1 protein-coding gene is annotated in these 1,251 nt (G+C 62.9%); it reads left to right on the forward strand.

Going from position 1 to position 1,251, the window contains the following annotated elements:
* Window positions 1-38: 38 nt before the first annotated feature.
* Window positions 39-1,067 (forward strand): IS110 family RNA-guided transposase, encoded by a 1,029-nt coding sequence (locus C8N44_RS23050; RefSeq protein ID WP_107979010.1) that lies wholly within the window; start codon window positions 39-41, stop codon window positions 1,065-1,067.
* Window positions 1,068-1,251: the final 184 nt, after the last annotated feature.

Consider the following 1,251-nt stretch of genomic DNA (forward strand, 5'->3'; position numbering starts at 1 on the left):
CAAGGTGGGTCTGTAGTGATCCACAAAGGAGGACGGTCATGTCGGAGATTATCACGGTTGGGCTCGATCTGGCGAAGAATGTGTTTCAAGCGCATGGAGCTGATGCATCGGGCCGCGCGGTATTGCGCAAGAAGCTGCGGCGAGCGCAGGTGCTGGAGTTCTTCAGCCAGTTGCCGGCTTGCGTTGTCGCGATGGAAGCGTGCGGCGGTGCGCATTTTTGGGGCCGTGAGATCGGAAAGCTCGGCCATGACGTTCGGCTGATCCCCCCGGCCTACGTCAAGCCTTTCGTGAAGCGTCAGAAAAACGATGCGGCCGATGCCGAGGCGATCTGCGAGGCAGCAGCGCGTCCGACGATGCGCTTCGTGCCTGTGAAGAGCGAAGAGACGCAAGGCGCGGCGATGGTGTTCCGCGTGCGTGAGCTTCTGATCCGGCAGCGGACTCAGGCCATCAACGCTTTGCGCGGTCATTTGAGCGAGTTCGGGCAGGTGGTGCCACAGGGCGCGAGCAACGCATCGAAGCTGATTGCAATCGTTGAAGCCCCGGAAAGCGGCTTGCCAGCCGATGCCCTTCCCACACTCAGGGTGCTGATCGCGGCACTGGCCCAGCTGGAGGCAGAGATCGTCAAGCTTGATGCCGAGATTTCACGTCGAGCCAGGGAAAACGAAGTGGCGCGGCGCCTGATGACGGTGCCGGGCATCGGTCCTTTGATTGCCACGGCCATTGCCACCCTTGCGCCGCCACCCGAGACTTTCCACAAGGCCCGGGATTTTGCAGCCTGGCTCGGCCTCACACCCCGCCAGCATTCGACTGGGGGCAAACAGCGGCTGGGGGCCACGACGAAGATGGGCGAGCGATCGTTGCGGCGATTGCTGATCATTGGCGCCAACAGCGTTATCATCAAGCGTCACGTCCATCCTGCTGCCCGACCGGGCACCTGGCTGGCCGGAATGCTGTTACGCAAGCCACCGATGCTGGTGCGCGTTGCACTGGCGAACAAGATGGCGCGGATCGTCTGGGCCTTGATGGCCCGGGGCGGCGTCTACAAGTCTCCGGCCGTGGCGGCATAAGCCAGCCGCTGGTCGCGAGAGCGTCGGAGCACAAGAGGGCAAGGAGCAGTTTGGCGCAACAGTCGTGAGACGGGATCGGGAGAACCAGGGCGCAACAGAGTGCCATCGAGCACGCGGCTTTGATCTGGACCCGACCTTCGAACACCATGCGGGCCCGCGGCATGTATGACGCCGCATAAGAGGC

The organism is Allosediminivita pacifica (genome assembly GCF_003054175.1).
Classification (GTDB): Bacteria; Pseudomonadota; Alphaproteobacteria; order Rhodobacterales; family Rhodobacteraceae; genus Allosediminivita; species Allosediminivita pacifica.

Excerpts from the sequence above, each read along its gene's own strand:
- C8N44_RS23050 (WP_107979010.1), top strand. The coding sequence starts at position 39 with ATGTCGGAGATTATCACGGTTGGGCTCGATCTGGCGAAGAATGTGTTT.